Annotated in this window: 18 protein-coding genes; 4 read left to right on the forward strand and 14 right to left on the reverse strand. The window is 71.0% G+C overall.

Features of this window, described 5'->3' with window-relative positions:
• Window positions 1–15 precede the first annotated feature (15 nt).
• From ACFFR3_RS04515 to ACFFR3_RS04525, 3 genes are all read right to left on the reverse strand, one after another.
• Complete coding sequence (locus ACFFR3_RS04515; protein ID WP_379482635.1) at window positions 16–906, reverse strand: GNAT family N-acetyltransferase; 891 nt, start codon at window positions 904–906, stop codon at window positions 16–18.
• A gap of 176 nt (window positions 907–1,082) precedes the next feature.
• Complete coding sequence (purE, locus tag ACFFR3_RS04520; RefSeq protein ID WP_345409543.1) at window positions 1,083–1,559, reverse strand: 5-(carboxyamino)imidazole ribonucleotide mutase; 477 nt, start codon at window positions 1,557–1,559, stop codon at window positions 1,083–1,085.
• Between the two features lie 71 nt (window positions 1,560–1,630).
• Window positions 1,631–2,779, reverse strand: a complete 1,149-nt coding sequence (locus tag ACFFR3_RS04525) for a 5-(carboxyamino)imidazole ribonucleotide synthase (RefSeq protein ID WP_364365132.1) — start codon at window positions 2,777–2,779, stop codon at window positions 1,631–1,633.
• 303 nt (window positions 2,780–3,082) lie between these two features.
• Between ACFFR3_RS04525 and ACFFR3_RS04530 the strand changes: the two genes are divergently transcribed.
• Window positions 3,083–3,565, forward strand: coding sequence for a GtrA family protein (locus ACFFR3_RS04530; protein WP_345396408.1), 483 nt, complete (start codon window positions 3,083–3,085; stop codon window positions 3,563–3,565).
• Here the strand turns inward: ACFFR3_RS04530 and ACFFR3_RS04535 are convergent.
• The 8 genes from ACFFR3_RS04535 to ACFFR3_RS04570 all read right to left on the reverse strand — a co-directional run bounded on the left by ACFFR3_RS04535 (window position 3,549) and on the right by ACFFR3_RS04570 (window position 9,846).
• Entirely contained in the window at window positions 3,549–4,826 is a 1,278-nt protein-coding gene (locus ACFFR3_RS04535) for an ATP-binding protein (RefSeq protein ID WP_379482636.1), read from the reverse strand. The two genes, ACFFR3_RS04530 and ACFFR3_RS04535, sit on opposite strands and share 17 nt — an antisense overlap.
• 3 nt (window positions 4,827–4,829) lie before the next feature.
• Complete coding sequence (locus ACFFR3_RS04540; protein WP_012888073.1) at window positions 4,830–5,498, reverse strand: response regulator transcription factor; 669 nt, start codon at window positions 5,496–5,498, stop codon at window positions 4,830–4,832.
• A 328-nt stretch (window positions 5,499–5,826) separates the two neighbouring features.
• Window positions 5,827–6,312 (reverse strand): bacterioferritin, encoded by a 486-nt coding sequence (gene bfr, locus ACFFR3_RS04545; RefSeq protein WP_345396405.1) that lies wholly within the window; start codon window positions 6,310–6,312, stop codon window positions 5,827–5,829.
• Window positions 6,313–6,337: 25 nt separating this feature from the next.
• Complete coding sequence (locus tag ACFFR3_RS04550) at window positions 6,338–6,514, reverse strand: (2Fe-2S)-binding protein (protein ID WP_345396402.1); 177 nt, start codon at window positions 6,512–6,514, stop codon at window positions 6,338–6,340.
• Window positions 6,515–6,655: 141 nt separating this feature from the next.
• Window positions 6,656–7,276, reverse strand: coding sequence for an MBL fold metallo-hydrolase (locus ACFFR3_RS04555; protein ID WP_345396399.1), 621 nt, complete (start codon window positions 7,274–7,276; stop codon window positions 6,656–6,658).
• Window positions 7,276–8,361 carry an S-(hydroxymethyl)mycothiol dehydrogenase gene (locus ACFFR3_RS04560; RefSeq protein ID WP_345396396.1) on the reverse strand — a complete coding sequence of 362 codons (1,086 nt, stop codon included), beginning with the start codon at window positions 8,359–8,361 and terminating at the stop codon, window positions 7,276–7,278. Before ACFFR3_RS04560 ends, ACFFR3_RS04555 begins: the two co-directional genes overlap by 1 nt.
• Before the next feature lie 91 nt (window positions 8,362–8,452).
• On the reverse strand, window positions 8,453–8,965 hold the full coding sequence (locus ACFFR3_RS04565; RefSeq protein ID WP_345396393.1) for a PH domain-containing protein: 513 nt from the start codon (window positions 8,963–8,965) through the stop codon (window positions 8,453–8,455).
• Window positions 8,966–9,024: 59 nt separating this feature from the next.
• Complete coding sequence (locus tag ACFFR3_RS04570) at window positions 9,025–9,846, reverse strand: biotin--[acetyl-CoA-carboxylase] ligase (RefSeq protein ID WP_345396390.1); 822 nt, start codon at window positions 9,844–9,846, stop codon at window positions 9,025–9,027.
• Window positions 9,847–9,884: 38 nt separating this feature from the next.
• Between ACFFR3_RS04570 and fdhD the strand changes: the two genes are divergently transcribed.
• Window positions 9,885–10,736 carry a formate dehydrogenase accessory sulfurtransferase FdhD gene (fdhD, locus tag ACFFR3_RS04575; protein ID WP_379482637.1) on the forward strand — a complete coding sequence of 284 codons (852 nt, stop codon included), beginning with the start codon at window positions 9,885–9,887 and terminating at the stop codon, window positions 10,734–10,736.
• Window positions 10,737–10,788: 52 nt separating this feature from the next.
• Here the strand turns inward: fdhD and ACFFR3_RS04580 are convergent, their stop codons facing one another.
• From ACFFR3_RS04580 to ACFFR3_RS04590, 3 genes are all read right to left on the reverse strand, one after another.
• Window positions 10,789–13,410, reverse strand: coding sequence for a phosphoenolpyruvate carboxylase (locus tag ACFFR3_RS04580; protein ID WP_345396384.1), 2,622 nt, complete (start codon window positions 13,408–13,410; stop codon window positions 10,789–10,791).
• A 68-nt stretch (window positions 13,411–13,478) separates the two neighbouring features.
• Window positions 13,479–15,038 (reverse strand): hypothetical protein, encoded by a 1,560-nt coding sequence (locus ACFFR3_RS04585; RefSeq protein WP_364365114.1) that lies wholly within the window; start codon window positions 15,036–15,038, stop codon window positions 13,479–13,481.
• On the reverse strand, window positions 15,035–15,889 hold the full coding sequence (locus tag ACFFR3_RS04590) for an ABC transporter ATP-binding protein (protein WP_345396378.1): 855 nt from the start codon (window positions 15,887–15,889) through the stop codon (window positions 15,035–15,037). Before ACFFR3_RS04590 ends, ACFFR3_RS04585 begins: the two co-directional genes overlap by 4 nt.
• 36 nt (window positions 15,890–15,925) lie before the next feature.
• Here ACFFR3_RS04590 and ACFFR3_RS04595 point away from each other — a divergent pair, with 36 nt between their 5' ends.
• Entirely contained in the window at window positions 15,926–17,512 is a 1,587-nt protein-coding gene (locus ACFFR3_RS04595) for an acyl-CoA carboxylase subunit beta (protein WP_379482638.1), read from the forward strand.
• Window positions 17,509–17,718 (forward strand): acyl-CoA carboxylase subunit epsilon, encoded by a 210-nt coding sequence (locus ACFFR3_RS04600; protein ID WP_379482639.1) that lies wholly within the window; start codon window positions 17,509–17,511, stop codon window positions 17,716–17,718. The genes ACFFR3_RS04595 and ACFFR3_RS04600 overlap by 4 nt, the downstream gene beginning before the upstream one ends.
• Window positions 17,719–17,814: the final 96 nt, after the last annotated feature.

A 17,814-nucleotide genomic window follows, 5' to 3' on the forward strand; every position in this document is an offset into this window, starting at 1 on the left:
CGCCCTCGGCTGCTGTCAGGTCAAGTGGCGGATCCACTGGGTGAGCAGCGGGCGGTAGCCGCGCCGGGCCCAGAACGGGGTCGAGAGCGGGTTGGGCAGCGCGTGGTGCAGCAGCAGCGACGACACTCCCTCCGCCGCCGCGTGCGCGTGCGCGACCTCGGTCAGCGCCGCACCGATGCCACGCCCCCGTAGCTCCGGCTCGACGTACATCACTCCCACGTACGCCACCGGCGCGTCGTGCACCCAGCCCGAGATCCAGCGGGCGCGGGCGGGTGGCTCGACGATGAGGCAGCCCGCGGGGCGGCCGTCCACCTCGGCCAGCCAGCACCACTCCAGCGGCAGCACCTCGCCCGCCACCGACTCCCTGATCCTGACGGAGGTGGTGGCCCGTGGCGTCACCCAGCCGAACTGCGCGTCGTAGGCGGCGAGCCGCTCGTACATGTCCGCGACCACGTCCACGTCGTCCGGACCCGCCGTGCGGACCTTCACCGGTGAGGCGGGCGCGTCGTGCGGGCGCAGGCGGTGGACGGAGACCGCCACGGTGGGGGCGAACCCGCGCCTGGCCAGCGCCCTGACCGGTACGGTGTCGCGGCTCGGCCACACCACGCTCAGCGCCTGCTCGGGCTCGTCGTCGCGGGGCAGGGCCAGCCAGCGGTCGATGAGCGCCCCCAGCGCGGCCTCCGGGTCGGGTCCTGACACCCGGGCGCGCAGCCGGTGCACGACCAGCGGCGACCACGCGGCCTGGAGGCTGCCAGGGTCGAGCCGGTCCACGTTGGTCAGGCCGACGCCCCCGGGCACCTCCAGCGGCACGTCCCGCTCCCTGACGACCAGCGTGCCCTGGTCGGCCACGAGCGGGTCAACAGCGCGTACGCGGGCCTCGTGGCCCTTGATCGGGTCGTCGTCCATGGCAACGCACCCTATCCACGGAAAACCCGAGGATAAAAGCCGCAAGCAACCGCGATCAGCGGCACGCACAGGGGCGGTGTGCGGACGCGACTGGCGGCGTGCGCGGACGCGACTGGCGGCGTGGCCGGGGTCTCGCGTGGGACGGGGCGGTGCGGGCCGGGGGCGTGCTGGAGGGGTCAGAGGTCGGCGGCCTCGGCGCGCAGGCGTTCGCCCTTCGCGTACGCCTGCTCCTTCAACCGCACCTGGAACTCCTCCATCCGCGCCCGCAACCCCTCATCGGAGGCGGCCAGGATCCGGACGGCGAGGAGGCCGGCGTTGCGGGCGCCGCCGACGGCGACGGTGGCGACGGGCACCCCCGCCGGCATCTGGACGATGGACAGCAGGGAGTCCATGCCGTCGAGGTATTTGAGCGGCACCGGCACCCCGATGACCGGCAGCGGCGTGACGGAGGCCAGCATGCCGGGCAGGTGGGCGGCCCCGCCGGCGCCGGCGATGATCACCTTGACGCCCCGGGACGCGGCCTGGCGACCGTAGTCGATCATCTCGACCGGCATGCGGTGCGCCGAGACGACGTCGGCCTCGAACGGCACGCCGAACTCGGCGACCGCCTCGGCAGCGGCCTTCATGACCGGCCAGTCCGAGTCACTGCCCATGACGATGCCGACAGTGCCCGTGGCGGGGCCCGTGGCGGGGCCCGTAGCGGGACCCGTGGTGGAGCCCGTGCTCATGTGTACTCCCCGGTCATGAGGTAGACGGCGGCGTGGCGGGCGCGGGCGCGTACTTCGTCGAGGTTGGAGCCCAGCGCGGTGACGTGGCCGATCTTGCGGCCCGGGCGCACCTCCTTGCCGTAGAAGTGCAGCTTGATGCCGGGATCGTGGGCGAGCACGTGCTCGTAGCGCTTGAACAGGTCGGGGTCGTCGCCGCCGAGCAGGTTGGCCATGACGACGACCTGCGCGGTCATGCGGGGCGAGCCGAGCGGCAGGTCGAGCACGGCCCGCAGGTGCTGCTCGAACTGCGAGGTGGTGGCGCCCTCGATCGTCCAGTGGCCGCTGTTGTGGGGGCGCATGGCCAGCTCGTTGACCACGAAGCCGCGCGCGGTCTGGAACATCTCGACGGCCAGCAGCCCGGTCACGCCCAGCTCGTGGGCGATCTGCAGGCCGATGTGCTGGGCCCGCGCGGCCGCCTCGGGGTCGAGGTCGGGGGCGGGCGCGATGACCTCGACGCAGATGCCGTCCTGCTGCACGGTCTCGACGACGGGGTAGCTGACGCCCTGCCCGTGGGGCGAGCGGGCGACCAGCACGGACACCTCACGCTCGAACGGGACGAACGCCTCGGCCATCAGCTCGACGCCGGTCGCGAACGCCTCGGCGACCTCTTCGGGCGTGCGGCACACCCACACGCCGCGCCCGTCGTAGCCGCCGCGTACGGCCTTGAGCACGACCGGCCAGCCGTGGGAGTCGGCGAAGGCGGTGGCGTCGCCGGCGGACGGGACCCGCCGCCAGGCGGGGCAGGGCACGCCGATCGCGCTGAGCCGCTCGCGCATGACCGCCTTGTCCTGGGCGTGCACGAGGGCTTCGGCGCCGGGCCGCACGGTGTGGCCGTCGGCGACCAGGGCCTTGATGTGCTCGGTGGGGACGTGCTCGTGGTCGAACGTGACGACGTCGCAGCCCTGCGCGAACGCCCGGAGCACCTCAAGATCGCGATAGTCTCCGATGCGCGTGTCGACGATGACCCGGGCCGCGCTCTCCTCAGGAGTGTTGGCCAGCACCCGCAGCTCGACACCGAGCGCGATGGCGGGCGGCTGCGACATCCTGGCGAGCTGGCCCGCGCCGACGATGCCGACGACCGGTCCGATGGGGCTGATGGCACTCACGTCAGGCGAGCTTACCGGGACGCAACTCTTACCCCGCCCGGCCCTGGACCTTCCGGGTCAACGTCCGCACTCGTCAGGGGGCTGGACGGCCGTTCCGGGTTGCCTCGCAGGCACGACCGCCCAGCGATTCGCGTGCCCTCGAACTGCATGGCAGCGTAATGCCTCTTTAACGGGTATGCCGCACATAGGGCGATATTTCTACAGACCTTCTTTGCGGGGTATGTTCGTACGCCTGACGTCCGGCCCTCATCGTGGCCGGTACGCTGAGTGGGTCAGCTCGACAAGGAAGGACCGAGCAGAGACGTGACATTCGCCAAGCGGCTCTACGAGCGGTTCGCGTCCCTCGTGCACGAGCTGGCCAAGTTCGGCAGCATCGGGGCGGTCGCGTTCGTCCTCGACACGAGTCTGCTCAACCTCTTCAACGTCGTGGTCGGCCTGGGCCCGCTGACCTCCAAGGTCGTGGCGACGACGATCTCCACGACCTTCGCTTACCTGGGCAACCGCTTCTGGACCTTCCGCCACCGCGAGCAGAGCGGGCTGGGCCGCGAATACTTCCTGTTCTTCCTGCTCAACGGCATCGCCCTGCTGTTCGGCATGCTGACGATCGGCTTCACCACCTACACGCTCGGGCTGCACGACACGCTCAGCTTCAACATCGCCAACATCGTGGGCGTCGGGCTCGGCACGTTGTTCCGCTACTGGTCGTACAAGAAGTGGGTGTTCCTGGAGGCCACCGAGCCGATCCCGGTGGAGCTGCCTGAGGGTGGCGTCAGGCAGGACCGCTGACCACCCTGTTGCGGCCGTCGTCGTCGGCCGGCCGCAGGAAGATGGCGAACGTCGCGGGCCTGCGCCGCACCAGCTCCAGCCGGCCGCCGTCGGCGGCGGCCAGCGCTCGGGCCAGCGTCAGGCCGAGGCCGGTGCCTCCGCCGCCGCTGACGTTCCTGTCGAAGATCTTGGGGGCGATGTCGTCGGCGATGCCGGGGCCCTCGTCCGCCACCTCGATCACCACGTAGTTGTCGCCGCAGGTGGTGGTGACGGTGACGGCGCCGCCGCCGTGCCGCAGGGAGTTCTCCAGCAGCGAGGCGATGACCTGGCCGAAGCCGCCGGTGGTGGTCATCGCCTTGAGCTCGCGTGTGCCTTCGAGCTGCAGCACGCGGCCCGCGTCCTTGAACACCGGCTCCCACTCGGTCATCTGCTGCACCAGCACCTCGTCCACGGCCACCGGCTCGGCCTGGGCGTGCCGCTGTCGGCGGGCCGCGGCCAGCAGTTCGTCGATGACCGCGGTGAGCCGCTCGGCCTGCACGATCGCCGCCTCGCCCTCCTCGCGGACGACCTCGGGCTCGTCGGATGAGGCCACGATCTCCTCAAGACGCATCGTCAGCCCCGTCAAGGGGGTGCGGAGCTGGTGGGAGGCGTCGGTGGCGAACTCGCGCTCGCGGGTGAGCAGGTCGGAGATGCGGGTGGCGCTGCGGTCGAGCACCTGCGCCACGCGGTCGAGCTCGGGGATGCCGTAGCGGTGCTTGCTCGGCCGCGCGTCTCCTGAGCCCAGCCGGTCGGCGATCTTCGCCAGGTCCTGCAGGGGCAGCGTGAGCCGCCGCGACTGCACGACGGCCAGGCTCACGGCGACCGCCAGCGCGGCGCCGGCGAGGGCCACGATGAGCAGCAGGCGAGCCCGTACGTCCTGCTCGACCTGGTCGCGGTCGCGGCTGATGCGTACGTAGACACCGGTGTTGGTCTGGGCGTCCTCGGTCATGAGGTGACCCGACGGCGGGGGGTCGCCGACGACGGTCACCCTCAGGGGGGTTCCGCGTTCCCAGATCTGAATGAATCTGCCCGGGTATTTCTGTTCCAGTTGCTGGGGGTCGAGCGGCGCCTCCTGGACGCGGGCGTACTCCACCTCTCCCACGAGACGCTTGGCCTCAGCCCCGAGCTCCTGAGCCGCCTCATCGACGATCAGACGGCTGACGACGACGCCCAGGGGGACCCCCAGCAGCAGGACCGCGATGACCGCGACGAGCAGAGTGGAGGAGAGCAGTCGGCGGCGCATCTCCTACTCGCGCTCGAACCTGAAGCCGACCCCCCGGACCGTGGTGATGTAACGCGGCTTGGCGGCGTCGTCGCCCAGCTTGCGACGCAGCCAGGAGATGTGCATGTCGAGCGTCTTGGTGGAGCCCCACCAGTTGGTGTCCCACACCTCGCGCATGATCTGCTCGCGGGTGACGACCTTGCCGGCGTCGCGGACGAGCACCCGCAGGAGGTCGAACTCCTTGGTGGTCAGATGCAGCTCCTTGTCCCCCATCCAGGCGCGGCGCGAGTCGGCGTCGATGCGCACCCCCTGGACGACCGGGGTTTCGGACGTGCCACGCCGCAGCAGCGCCCGCACTCTGGCGAGCAGCTCGGCGAGGCGGAACGGTTTCGTCACGTAGTCGTCGGCGCCGGCGTCGAGGCCGACGACGGTGTCGACCTCGTCGACACGTGCCGTGAGTATCAGGACCGGAGTGCCGTGGCCTTCGGCGCGGATCCGGCGGGCGACCTCGAGGCCGTCCATCTCCGGCAGGCCAAGGTCGAGAACAATGAGGTCGATGCCGCCCGAAAGGGCCCTCTCAAGCGCTTGAGGACCATCGGGACTCACCTCGACCTGATAGCCCTCGCGGCGCAGGGCGCGCGCGAGCGGCTCGGAAATCGAGGTGTCATCCTCGGCGAGAAGAACGCAGGTCATAAAGCGATCGTAGGACCTTAGGCGATCGTTTCCCGGGCACAGCGCGCGGTTTGACTCGTCGTTGACCTATCCATTGACCTGGGCAAACACAGCTAAAATACGGTAGGTGGTGATTAAAACACCGGGGCCCGTGGGGCGGGAGTCATCGGGTGGTCATGCCCGCTCGTGAACGCCGCAACCTCGCGGGGTTCGGCGTTTCTCCACATAACGATCGGATTTTCGATCAAGCGGAAATGCCGCTGATTTCCGGATATCGCGCCCTGAGAGCGCGCCGGACGCCGGGGCGCGCGGCTGAGGGGATGCGGCGCGCCCCGAGGGGCCGGGCGCGTCAGTCGTCGTATGAGCGCGGCTCGGTGTACCTGGCCAGGTAGAGCTGCTCGCCCAGGCTCTGGATGAGCTCCAGCTCGGTCTCCAGGTAGTCGATGTGCTCTTCCTCGTCCTTGAGGATGTCCTCGAAGATGTTGGCCGAGGTGATGTCGCCCTTCTCGCGCATCAGCTGGATCGCCGGCCGCAGGCGCTGCACCACCGCCAGCTCCACCTCCAGGTCGGCCTGGAGCTGCTCGGGGACGGTCTGGCCGATGTGCAGCGTGCCGAGGCGCTGGTAGTTGGGCAGGCCCTCGAGGAAGAGGATGCGGTCGGTGAGTCGCTCGGCGTGGCGCATCTCCTCGAAGGACTCGTCGCGGGTGTGCTTGGCGAGCTTGGTGTAACCCCAGTTCTCCTGCATCTTGGCGTGCAGGAAGTATTGGTTGATCGCGGTCAGCTCCGCGGTCAGCTGTTCGTTGAGCAGCTCGATGATCTGCTTGTCGCCCTGCATAACGGGGCCCCTCATCGCTATCCGGTCATGCGGTCGTCAGTTCTTGAGACCTTTTCAGGATCGCACAGATCTTCCGTACACAACGGGCACAGTCACCACCGGCACCAGTGGTGTCGCGGATCTGCTTGGCGCTGGTCGCCCCTTCAGCGATGCAGTCGTGCACCTCGTTCTCGGTCACGGCACGACAGATGCACACGTACATGCGGGGGCAGGCCTTTCACGCAGGGACAACCGGGGGACAGCCTTAGGTAAGGCACACCTAAGATAGCCCACTGAGGTTAGGCATGCCTACGTTGGGTCGGTCACAGTCGTCTATCCCCGCAGGTGAAGGGCCTGCCGCCGATCAGTGGCCGCGCGCGATCCACTCCTCCAGGTGCGGGGCCTCCGCGCCGATCGAGGTGGAGTCGCCGTGGCCGGTGTGCACGACCGTCTCCGGCGGCAGCGTCAGCAGCCGCTCCTTGATCGAGTCGATGATGGTCTCGAACGAGCTGTAGGACCGGCCGGTCGCCCCCGGGCCGCCCTTGAACAGCGTGTCGCCGCTGAACAAGGCGCCCAGGTCGGGCGCGTACAGGCAGATCGCGCCTGGCGCGTGCCCCGGCGTGTGCAGCACCTGCAGCGCGATGCCGCCCACGGTCAGCTTGTCGCCGTCGCCCAGCGGCTCGTACGCCACCTCGGGCCCGTAGACCTGCTCCCACAACACCTGGTCGGCCGGGTGCAGCCGGATCGGCGCGCCCGTGCGCTCGGCCAGGTCGCGGGCGGCGTTGATGTGGTCGTTGTGCGCGTGGGTGCAGACGATGGCCCGCACCCCGCGGCCGCCCACCCGCTCGGCGATCGCCGCCGCGTCGTGGGCCGCGTCGATGACCACGACCTCGCGGGCGTCGCCGACCAGCCAGACGTTGTTGTCGACGTCCCACGTGCCGCCGTCCAGCGAGAACGTGCCCGACGTGATGACCCGGTCGATCATCAGAAGACCACCACCGAACGCAGCACCTCGCCCCTGTGCATCTTCGCGAACGCCTCCTCGACCTGGTCGATCGCGATCGTCTCGGAGACGAACTTGTCGAGCGGCAGGCGGTTCTGCAGGAACAGGTCGATGAGCATCGGGAAGTCGCGCGAGGGCAGGCAGTCGCCGTACCAGGAGGACTTCAGCGCGCCGCCGCGGCCGAACACGTCGAGCAGCGGCAGGTCGATGCGCATCTCGGGGGTCGGCACGCCGACCAGCACGACCGTGCCGGCCAGGTCGCGGGCGTAGAACGCCTGCTCGTACGTCTCGGGCCTGCCCACCGCCTCGACCACCACGTCGGCGCCGTTGCCCCCGGTCAGCTCGCGGATGGCCGCGACCGGGTCGTTCGCGCGGGAGTTGACCGTGTGGGTGGCGCCGAACTGGCGGGCCCACTCCAGCTTGCGGTCGTCCACGTCGACGGCGATGATCCGGCTCGCGCCGGCCAGCGAGGCGCCGAGGATGGCCGCGTCGCCGACGCCGCCGCAGCCGATGACGGCCACGCTGTCGCCGCGGGTGACGCCGCCGGTGTTGATCGCCGCGCCGAGCCCGGCCATCACGCCGCACCCCAGCAGGCCCGCGACCTGCGCGGGCGCCTCGGACGAGACCTTCGTGCACTGGCCGGCCGCGACGAGCGTCTTCTCCAGGAACGCCCCGATGCCGAGCGCCGGCGACAGCTCCGTGCCGTCCTTGAGCGTCATCTTCTGGGTGGCGTTGTGGGTGTTGAAGCAGTACCACGGACGGCCGCGCAGGCAGGCCCGGCACTGACCGCACACCGCGCGCCAGTTGAGGATGACGAAGTCGCCCGGCTCGACCTCGGTGACGCCGGGGCCGACCGCCTCGACGACGCCCGCCGCCTCATGGCCGAGCAGGAACGGGTAGTCGTCGCTGATCCCGCCCTCCCGATAGTGCAGGTCGGTGTGGCACACGCCGCAGGCCTGCACATTCACCACCGCCTCGCCCGGACCTGGGTCCGGCACGAGCACCGTCTCGAGCGAAACTTCCTGGCCCTTGCCCCGGGCGACGACGCCCTGCACTTCGTACGGCATGCCAGCCATCTTGTGTCAGGAGGATGATCTCCGCAAGACATAGGGCTCGACCACGCCGGGACCACTTCTCACACGGACCGGCGGCGCGCGGTCAGCGGCCGTCGATCTCGCCGTCGGAGGCGTCCTCCACGAGGCGGAACAGGTCGGTGCGGACGTCCTGGATCTTCGGGATGTCGCGCAGCACGATCTCGCCGCGCTCGCCCGCCGACTCGACCGTCAGCGTGCCGCAGCCGAGCAGCCGCTCGGGGAAGGTCTGGTCGGAGCTCACCGTGTTGACCTTGGCGATCGGGATCTCGTCGGTCGACTTGTTGAGCACGCCCGTGCTGATCGTGAAGCGGTGGGTGGTGAGCACGTAGCCGGTGTTCTTCCACTGCAGGTAAGGCACGAACGACCAGATCGTCAGCAGGATGAGCCCGATGACGGCCACCGCGATCCTGGCGTAGGAGGCGTACTCGAAGTCGCCCGGGATGAAGTAGATCGCGGCGCCGGACGCGGCGGCGATGAGGACCAGCGCGATGAAGGGGACGACGAGCCGCTTCCAGTGGGGGTGGAAGGACCGGACGCGCCGCTCACCCTGCGTCAGATGGTGGTCGGGAATGGTCATGGCCCGTATCGTGCCACCAACGCCACCGGCCTGCCATGCCACCGGACGAACCGGGCTGATCACCCCGCCGGTCTGACGTGCACGACGTCGCCGGCGCTCAGCGTGTGGCGCTCGCCGCCCGCCTCCACCAGCAGGTGACCGGCCAGGTCGACGCCGGTCGCGAGGCCGGTGAGCGTGCGGTCGCCGGGCAGCTCGATCCTGACCCTGCGGCCGATGGTGGCGTTGGAGGCCAGGTAGGCCGAGCGCAGCCCGGACGCCTCGGCGTCGCCGCCGGCCTGCGTCCATTCGCGGTAGTGGCTCTCGACCTCGCGCAGCACGGCCCGCAGCAGCGGGTCGCGGTCGGCGCAGGCGGCCTTCTCGACGGCCAGCGACGTGGCGGTCTCGACGGGCAGCTCGTCCTCGCGGAGCGAGACGTTCAGGCCCATGCCGATGATCACGGCGTCGTCGGCCCGCTCGGCCAGCACCCCGGCCAGCTTGCGCTCGCCGATCAGCAGGTCGTTGGGCCACTTCAGCCGGACGTCGACCTCGGCCAGGCGGCGTACGGCGGAGGCGGCGGCGACGCCGTACAGGAGGGACAGCCAGCCCTGGGCCGCCACCGGCACCGTCGGCCTGAGCAGGATCGAGAACGTCAGCCCCGAACGCGGCGGCGCCGACCAGGCGCGGCCCAGCCGGCCGCGGCCCGCCTGCTGCGACTCGGCGACCAGCACCGTGCCCTCCGGCGCGCCGTCGCGGGCCGCCGCGGCCAGGTCGGCGTTGGTGGAGCCGGTGCTGTCGACGACGGTGAGCGCGGTCCACAGCGAGCCGGGGCGGACCAGGGCGCGGTTGAGCGCCGCCTCGGACAGGGGCGGGCGCTCCAGGTCGGAGTAGCGTGAGTCGGGCATCCCCCTATCTTCGCAGGGGGTAGGACGGAGGGATGAGCATGCCTACCGGTGAGGTCACGCGGCCAGGGCCGATCACCCGCGTCCGCGTCAGGGAGCTGTCCGGCGCGTCGGGCCGCGACCGGCGCGACGACCTGGCGACGGAGGAGCCGCTGGAGATCCGGCTCACCGCGCCCGACGGCGCCCGCAGGACGGTCGCCATCACCATGCGCACGCCTGGCCACGACTTCGAGCTGGCGGCCGGGTTCCTGCACGGCGAGGGGCTGGCGGGGCCGGGTGACATCGCGGCGATCGCGTACTGCACGGACGAGGACCTGCCGCCCGAGGCGCGCTACAACACCGTGACGGTGCGCCTGAACGGCCCCATCCCCGAGCTGCCCGCGCTCGACCGGCACTTCCTCACCTCTAGCGCGTGCGGCGTGTGCGGCTCCGCCAGCCTCGACGCGCTGCGCGACCGCTGCCGCCCGGTGCCGCGCGGCCGGCTCGAGCTCTCCCCCGACCTGCTGTACGCGCTGCCCGACGCGCTGCGGCGGGCCCAGGGCGTGTTCGGCAAGACGGGCGGCCTGCACGCGGCGGGGCTGTTCGCGGCCGACGGGACGCCGGTGGCGGTGCGCGAGGACGTCGGCCGGCACAACGCCGTGGACAAGCTGACCGGCTGGGCGGCGCTGACCGGGCGGCTGCCGCTGGCCGAGCACGTGCTCATGGTGAGCGGCCGGGCCAGCTACGAGATCATGCAGAAGGCGCTGGCGGCCGGCGTGCCCGTGGTCTGCGCGGTGTCGGCGCCGTCGTCGCTGGCGGTGGAGCTGGCCAGGGAGTTCGGCCTGACACTGGTGGGCTTCCTGCGCGGCGAGCGCTGCAACGTGTACGCGGGCGCCGAACGCGTCCAGGCGTGAGCCCCGTTCTGGTGTGAGCCCGTGCCGTTCCCGGCACGGGCTCACCTGACGATCAGCCGGTGTTCTGCAGGCCGGCCGCGACCCCGTTGACCGACAGCAGCAGCAGCGTGGACAGCCGATCGCGCTCCTGCTCCGACGGGTTGCCGGTGCGCAGCGCGCGCAGGGCGCGGAGCTGGAGGTGCGACAGCGCGTCCACGTACGGGTCGCGCAGCTGCACGGCCCTGCTGAGCACCTTGCGGTTCTCCAGCAGCCGGGTGTGCCCGGTGACGCGCAGCACCAGCTCGCGGGTGCGGTCGTACTCCTCCAGAACCTGCCTGCTGAAGTCCTCCCGCCCGCCCAGCGCGAGGTAGCGCTTGGCGATCGAGCGGTCGGTCTTGGCCAGCGACATCTCGGCGTTGTCCAGCAGCGCGTTGAACAGCGGCCACTCCTGGTACGCCGCCCGCAGCTCGTCGACGGAGCCGACGGAGGCGAGGCCGGTGCCGAGGCCGTACCAGCCGGGAAGGTTGACCCTGGTCTGCGCCCAGGCGAACACCCACGGGATGGCCCGCAGGTCGTCCAGCGAGCGGGGCGCGCCGAGCCCGCGCCGCGCCGGGCGGGAGCCGAGCCGCAACGTGCCGATCTCCTCCAGCGGGCTGACCAGGCCGAACCACTCGGGGAAGCCGGGTGCCTCGGTCAGCGCCCGATACGCCTGCTCGGAGGCGGTCGCCACCTGCTCGGCCAGCCCGCGGAAGCGCTCGGCGGCGGCGGCCGTGCGCTCGCTCACGGTGGGCGACGAGGCCATGAGCACCGCGTTGGCCACCTGCTCCAGGTGCCGGCGGGCGATGGCGATGTGGCCGTAGCGGGCGAAGATGACCTCGCCCTGCTCGGTGACCTTGAACCGGCCCGCGACCGAGCCGGGCGCCTGGGCCAGCACCGCGCGGTTGGCCGGGCCGCCGCCGCGGCCGAGCGCGCCGCCCCTGCCGTGGAACATGCGCAGCTTGACGTCGTGCTCGGCGGCCCAGGCGGTCAGCGCCTCCTGCGCCTCGTACAGCCGCAGCGTGGCGGCGGCGGGGCCGAGCTCCTTGGCCGAGTCGGAGTAGCCGAGCATGATCTCCATGCGCCGGCCGGTGTCGGCGAGCCGCTGCCGCACCTGCGGGATGTCCAGCATGCCGGTCAGCACGCGGGCCGAGTTGGCGAGGTCCTCGCCCGACTCGAACAGCGGCACCACGTCGAGCACCGGCGCGCGGTCGCCGAGCGCGTGGCGGGCCAGCTCGTGGACTGCGGCGATGTCGTCGGCCGTGCGGGTGAAGGAGACCACGTAGCGGGAGCACGCCTTGACGCCGAAGCGCTCCTGGATCCAGCCGATCACCCGGATCGTGGCGAGCACCTCCTCGGTGCGCTCCGACGGCTCCGCGCCCGCGCGCAGCTCCTCCAGGGCCGCCGCGTGCACCTGGGAGTGCTGGCGCACCTCCAGCTCGGCCAGGTGGAAGCCGAACGTCTCCACCTGCCAGATGAGGTGCTGCAGCTCCCCGTACGCCTGGCGCGGCGCGGAGGCCGCCAGCGACTCCTGGGCCAGCCGGAGGTCGGCGAGCAGCTCGTCGGGTGAGCGGTAGGCGAGGTCGAGGTCGCGGCGGTGGGTGGCGGCGATGCGGGCGGCCACGAACAGCAGCCACTGCCGGTGCGGCTCGCGCGGCGAGCGGGTCGCCAGCTCCGACACCACGTCGGGGTGGGCGTCCACGGACGCGGCGAGCCGGGCGCGCAGCTCGGCCGAGGGCGGCGCGAACTGGGCGGAGGCGGTCAGCGTGCGGGCGATGCGGCTGCAGGCGGTCTCCAGCGCCGTCAGCACGTGCTCGGAGTGGATCTGCACGGTCTCGCGGGTGACCTTGGCGGTGACGTTGGGGTTGCCGTCGCGGTCGCCGCCGATCCAGCTGCCGTACCTGATGAAGGGCCTGGCCTGCGGCGGGCGGGTGCCGGTGCGCTCGTCGAGCGCCGCGTCGAGCGAGCGGTAGACCTGCGGCACCGTACGGAAGAGCGTCTCGTCGAAGGCGGCCATGGCGGTGCGCACCTCGTCGAGCGGGTCGAGCTTGGAGGAGCGGAGCTGGGCCGTACGCCACAGCAGGTCGATCTCCTCCAGCATGCGCCGCTTGTTCTCGGCGCGCTCGGAGGCGCCGCGTCCTGGCGCGTTGTACTCGGTGAGCTGGCCGCTGATGCGCTGGATCGCGGTGACGACGGCACGCCTGCGGGCCTCCGTGGGGTGGGCGGTGAGCACGGGATGCAGCTCAAGGCCCTCCAGCAGCTCGCCGACCCGTTCGTGCCCCAGCTCCTGTACGGCCTGCGCGAGCGACTCGCGCTGCACCCGGCCCTCGGCGTCGCGCTCCCGCAGCGTACGGATGCGGTAGTGCTCCTCGGCCAGGTTGGCCAGGTGGAAGTAGCAGGTGAACGCGCGGGCCACGGCCACGGCCCGCTCAATCTCCCATCCGGCGACCATCTCGGTGATCACGTCGGCCGAGATCTCACCCTTGCGCGCCGAGATGACGGCTTTGCGCAAGCGTTCGACATCGGCCAGCAGGTCTTCGCCGCCCTGCTCGGCGAGCACCTGGCCGAGCAGTTTGCCGAGCATGCGCACATCGTGGCGTAGCTCGTCCGGCATCTCGGTTACGGCGGCACTGCGACGCTCGAGCCCCTGGTCAATCATGTTTCGAAGGGTAGCGAGTCGGATTTCGCGGACGTAGACCGGTCTCAGGTATTGGACTAGACCACTGGTCAGGTGGGTTTCGAGACCGCCGCGAGCAGCTCCGGCGTACGGCGGAAGCCGACCCTGGCGGCCAGCCGCCGCCCGAGCGTCTCCAGCAGCAGCCCGTAGAAGGGCGCGAGCACGGTGATCCAGGTGAGCCCGAACGCGAGCGGCACCACGAACGGCAGCACGAGCACCGCGACGGCGACCATGGCGCCCGCCGCCGAGGCGAACGCCTGCCCGCCCTGGCCGGGGGCGGCGCCGGTGAAGGCGTTCATCCGGTCGGGCACCGTGTACGGCAGCACGACGCTGCTCACCGAGCCCACCCCGAGCCCGACGCCGAGCACGCCCCACCCGGCGAGCGCGGCGGGCAGGATGGCCTCGGGGTGGCCGACGTACAGGGAGGAGCCCACGGCGGTCACGGTCAGCAGCGGCACGGCGATGAGCGCGTTGGCGAGGTGGCGGCCCGCGAGGTCGGCGGCCAGGCCGCGCTCGGTGCCGAACGCGACGGCGTTCATCCACATGGAGCGGCCGTCGATGCCGAACGCGTTGACGGACTGCAGGGCGATCATCCCGGCGCCGAGCGCGGTCAGCCCGATCGGCGTGCCGAAGCCGCCACCGCCCTGGTTGGTCAGCGAGAACGCCAGGATGACGGTGACCACGATGGCGCTGAACCACCCGATGCGGTAGCGGGGCTCGCGCCTGATGTACTTCAGCTCCTTGGTCACCACGGCGGCCAGCGGGCCGTCGGGCAGGAACCGGTCGGCCAGGCCGCTCTCCCTGCGGACGGAGGCCGCCTGGGTGGAGACGTCGGGCGTGACCAGGGCCCGGCTGAGCGCCTTGATCCACAGCACCGCCACCGCCACGGCGACCAGCGCGACCAGCGCCACCTCGCCGAGCCCGAGCAGCCCGCCGTCGGTGATCGCGTGGGCCAGCATGCCGGGCGGCGTCCAGCGCAGCACGCCGGCCAGGCCGTGCAGCAGCGCGACGGGGTCGCCGAAGCCGCGGTTGACGAGCAGGTTGGGCAGCTGCGCGAGCAGGACGACCAGCAGCGCCGCCACGGCCAGCACGTCACGCCCGCGCCGGGTGCGCAGCGCGCTGGACAGTGCCGTCGTGATCAGCCGGGACGCCACCACGCAGAGCGCGAACTGCACCAGCACCGCGAGCAGCCCGATCAGCCAGCCGCCCGGCCCGGAAGCCAGGCCGACGAGCGCGCCGAGCGTGATGACGAGCAGCGCGACCGGCCAGACGCCGGTGACGGACGCGGTGAACATGCCGACCGCCAGCTTGCGCGTGCCGAGCGGCAGGAGCGCCAGCTTGGCCGGGTCGAGCGTGTCGTCCAGGCCGAACGCCAGCAGCGGCACGATCATCCAGCCCAGCAGCAGGGCGGCGAAGGCGAGGGTGACGAGCGAGGCGGCGACGTCGGGCGGTGCCAGCCGCAGCAGGCTCATGAGGAAGAAGCCGAGCACGGCCAGGCCGGCCGCTACGACGAGGGTGAACAGGAAGCCGATCTTGCGTTGCAGGTCGCCGCGCAGGTTGCCGGCCAACAGGCGCAGCTTGAGCTGCGCGAAGAGCGCGACCGTGCTCATGACGCGGGCCCCTGCTCGGGGCCTTGGCCGGGTGCTCGGCCTGGGGCCTGGCCGGGCGTTCGGCCTGGGGCTTGGCCGGGCGTTCGGCCGGACTGGGAGCCGAGCCAGGTGAGGCCCGCCTCGCCCCCGCCGGGAGCGCCGCCGACCAGGTCGAGGAACGCCTCGTTGAGGCTGCGCGCACCGCGTACGTCCGTTAATGGGCCCTGCGCCACGATCTGGCCCGCGCTCATCACCGACACCCAGTCGCACAGCCGCTCGACCAGGTCCATCACGTGGCTGGAGAAGATGACGGTGGAGCCTGAGGCGGTGTAGCGGCGCAGCACCTCGGTGAGCGTGTTGGCGCTGACCGGGTCGACGCCCTCGAACGGCTCGTCGAGGAAGAGCACCGACGGGTTGTGCAGCAGCGCGGCGGCCAGGCCGATCTTCTTGCGCATGCCGGTGGAGTAGTCGACGACCAGCTTGTCGGCGCTGGCGGTGAGGTCCATCACGGCGAGCAGCTCGTTCGCGCGCTCCTCGACGTCGGCTCTGGGGATGCCGCGCAGGCGGCCGTTGTAGATCAGCAGCTCGCGCCCCGACAGCCGCTCGAACAGCCGCAGCCCCTCCGGCAGCACGCCGATGCGGGCCTTGACCGCGACCGGGTCGTGCCAGACGGAGTGGCCGGCGATCTCGGCGACGCCGCCGTCGGGGCGCAGCAGGCCGGTGATCATGCTGAGCGTGGTCGTCTTGCCGGCTCCGTTGGGCCCGACGAGCCCCGCGAAACTGCCCGCTGGGACCGCCAGATCGACGCCGGCGACGGCGATCTGCTGCCCGTAGCGCTTGAACAGGGCGTGCGTGCGTACGGCGTCCGTCATGGAACCACTCTAGGAGGAGGGGTTAGCCTTGCGCGCATGACCACTGCCGAGCCGATGCCGGAAGAGCCGGACATCCACACCACCGCAGGGAAGATCGCCGACTTGGAGCTTCGGCTTGATGAGGCCGTGCACGCGGGGTCCGCGGCGGCGGTGGAGAAACAGCACGCCAAGGGCAAGATGACGGCCAGAGAGCGGGTGCTGGCGCTGCTCGACGAGGGCTCGTTCGTGGAGTTCGACACGTTCGCCAGGCACCGCTCGACCATGTTCGGGCTGGACAAGCGGCGGCCGTACGGCGACGGCGTGATCACCGGCCACGGCACGATCGACGGCCGGCAGGTGTGCGTGTTCTCGCAGGACGTGACGGTGTTCGGCGGCTCGCTCGGCGAGGTGTACGGCGAGAAGATCGTCAAGGTGCTCGACCTGGCGCTCAAGACCGGCTGCCCGATCATCGGCATCAACGAGGGCGGCGGCGCCCGCATCCAGGAGGGCGTGGTCGCGCTCGGCCTGTACGCCGAGATCTTCAAGCGCAACGTGCACGCCTCCGGCGTGATCCCGCAGATCTCGCTCATCATGGGCGCCGCGGCCGGCGGTCACGTCTACTCCCCCGCGCTCACCGACTTCGTGGTCATGGTGGACCAGACCTCGCACATGTTCATCACGGGTCCCGACGTGATCAAGACGGTGACCGGCGAGGAGGTGACGTTCGAGGAGCTGGGCGGCGCGCACGCGCACAACACGAAGTCGGGCGTGGCCCACTACCAGGCCACCGATGAGCAGGACGCCCTCGACTACGTCAGGGCGCTGCTGTCGTTCCTGCCGTCCAACAACCTCGACGAGGCGCCCGTGTACGAGGCGGCCGACGACCTCGACCCCGATCCCGATCTGGACGCGCTGATCCCCGACTCGGCGAACCAGCCGTACGACATGCGCCGGGTGATCGAGCACGTGCTGGACGACGGCGAGTTCCTGGAGGTCCACGCGCAGTTCGCGCCGAACATCGTGGTCGGGTACGGCCGGGTGGACGGGCAGCCGGTGGGCGTGGTGGCCAACCAGCCCATGCATTTCGCCGGATGCCTGGATATCAAGGCATCGGAGAAGGCCGCCCGATTTATTCGAACATGTGATGCCTTCAATATTCCTATCTTGACTTTTGTTGACGTACCGGGTTTCCTGCCCGGCACTGATCAGGAATGGAACGGAATCATCCGCCACGGCGCCAAGCTCCTCTACGCGTACGCCGAGGCCACGGTCCCGCTCATCACGGTGATCACCCGCAAGGCGTACGGCGGCGCGTATGACGTCATGGGGTCCAAGCACCTCGGCGCGGACGTCAACCTGGCCTGGCCCACCGCGCAGATCGCGGTCATGGGGGCACAGGGCGCGGTCAACATCCTCTACCGGCGCGAGCTGGCCGCCTCCGACGACCCCGACGCGCGCCGGGCCGAGCTCGTCACGGAGTATGAGGACACGCTGGCCAACCCGTACATCGCGGCCGAACGGGGCTATGTGGACGCGGTGATCCGGCCGGCCGACACCCGGCCGCAAGTCGTCAGGGCGCTGCGCGCGCTGCGGAACAAGCGGGCCACGCTCCCGCCCAAGAAGCATGGGAACATCCCGCTGTGACGCCACATCTGCGTATTGTCCGGGGCGACGCCACGCCCGAGGAGATCGCCGCGTTGGTCACCGCGCTGGCGGCGCGGCGCCGTCCGGCGGCCCAAACGGAGGGTGCTCCAGTTCCGCGTCGCCAAACCTGGCGAAACCCCGCCAGAGCTATGCGTAAGCCTGTCGTCCCAGGGAAGTCGGCATGGCGGATGAGCGCACTACCCTAGATAGATCCTGCGAATCGGGTGTCAAGTTCCCCGGGAGTTGGGACTATCTAGAGAAAGTAGGCGTATATAGTCAGCCGATCAACTAACACCGCGGCC

The organism is Nonomuraea salmonea (assembly GCF_042428605.1).
Taxonomy (GTDB): Bacteria; Actinomycetota; Actinomycetes; order Streptosporangiales; family Streptosporangiaceae; genus Nonomuraea; species Nonomuraea salmonea.

What these genes read in the sequence shown, in the direction of transcription:
- ACFFR3_RS04515 (WP_379482635.1), bottom strand. Translation starts at nt 906, where the DNA reads ATGGACGACGACCCGATCAAGGGCCACGAGGCCCGCGTACGCGCTGTT.
- purE (WP_345409543.1), bottom strand. Translation starts at nt 1,559, where the DNA reads ATGGGCAGTGACTCGGACTGGCCGGTCATGAAGGCCGCTGCCGAGGCG.
- ACFFR3_RS04535 (WP_379482636.1), bottom strand. Translation starts at nt 4,826, where the DNA reads ATGCGCCGCCGACTGCTCTCCTCCACTCTGCTCGTCGCGGTCATCGCG.
- ACFFR3_RS04540 (WP_012888073.1), bottom strand. Translation starts at nt 5,498, where the DNA reads ATGACCTGCGTTCTTCTCGCCGAGGATGACACCTCGATTTCCGAGCCG.
- bfr (WP_345396405.1), bottom strand. Translation starts at nt 6,312, where the DNA reads ATGCAGGGCGACAAGCAGATCATCGAGCTGCTCAACGAACAGCTGACC.
- ACFFR3_RS04550 (WP_345396402.1), bottom strand. Translation starts at nt 6,514, where the DNA reads ATGTACGTGTGCATCTGTCGTGCCGTGACCGAGAACGAGGTGCACGAC.
- ACFFR3_RS04555 (WP_345396399.1), bottom strand. Translation starts at nt 7,276, where the DNA reads ATGATCGACCGGGTCATCACGTCGGGCACGTTCTCGCTGGACGGCGGC.
- ACFFR3_RS04560 (WP_345396396.1), bottom strand. Translation starts at nt 8,361, where the DNA reads ATGCCGTACGAAGTGCAGGGCGTCGTCGCCCGGGGCAAGGGCCAGGAA.
- ACFFR3_RS04565 (WP_345396393.1), bottom strand. Translation starts at nt 8,965, where the DNA reads ATGACCATTCCCGACCACCATCTGACGCAGGGTGAGCGGCGCGTCCGG.
- ACFFR3_RS04570 (WP_345396390.1), bottom strand. Translation starts at nt 9,846, where the DNA reads ATGCCCGACTCACGCTACTCCGACCTGGAGCGCCCGCCCCTGTCCGAG.
- fdhD (WP_379482637.1), top strand. Translation starts at nt 9,885, where the DNA reads ATGCCTACCGGTGAGGTCACGCGGCCAGGGCCGATCACCCGCGTCCGC.
- ACFFR3_RS04580 (WP_345396384.1), bottom strand. Translation starts at nt 13,410, where the DNA reads ATGATTGACCAGGGGCTCGAGCGTCGCAGTGCCGCCGTAACCGAGATG.
- ACFFR3_RS04585 (WP_364365114.1), bottom strand. Translation starts at nt 15,038, where the DNA reads ATGAGCACGGTCGCGCTCTTCGCGCAGCTCAAGCTGCGCCTGTTGGCC.
- ACFFR3_RS04590 (WP_345396378.1), bottom strand. Translation starts at nt 15,889, where the DNA reads ATGACGGACGCCGTACGCACGCACGCCCTGTTCAAGCGCTACGGGCAG.
- ACFFR3_RS04595 (WP_379482638.1), top strand. Translation starts at nt 15,926, where the DNA reads ATGACCACTGCCGAGCCGATGCCGGAAGAGCCGGACATCCACACCACC.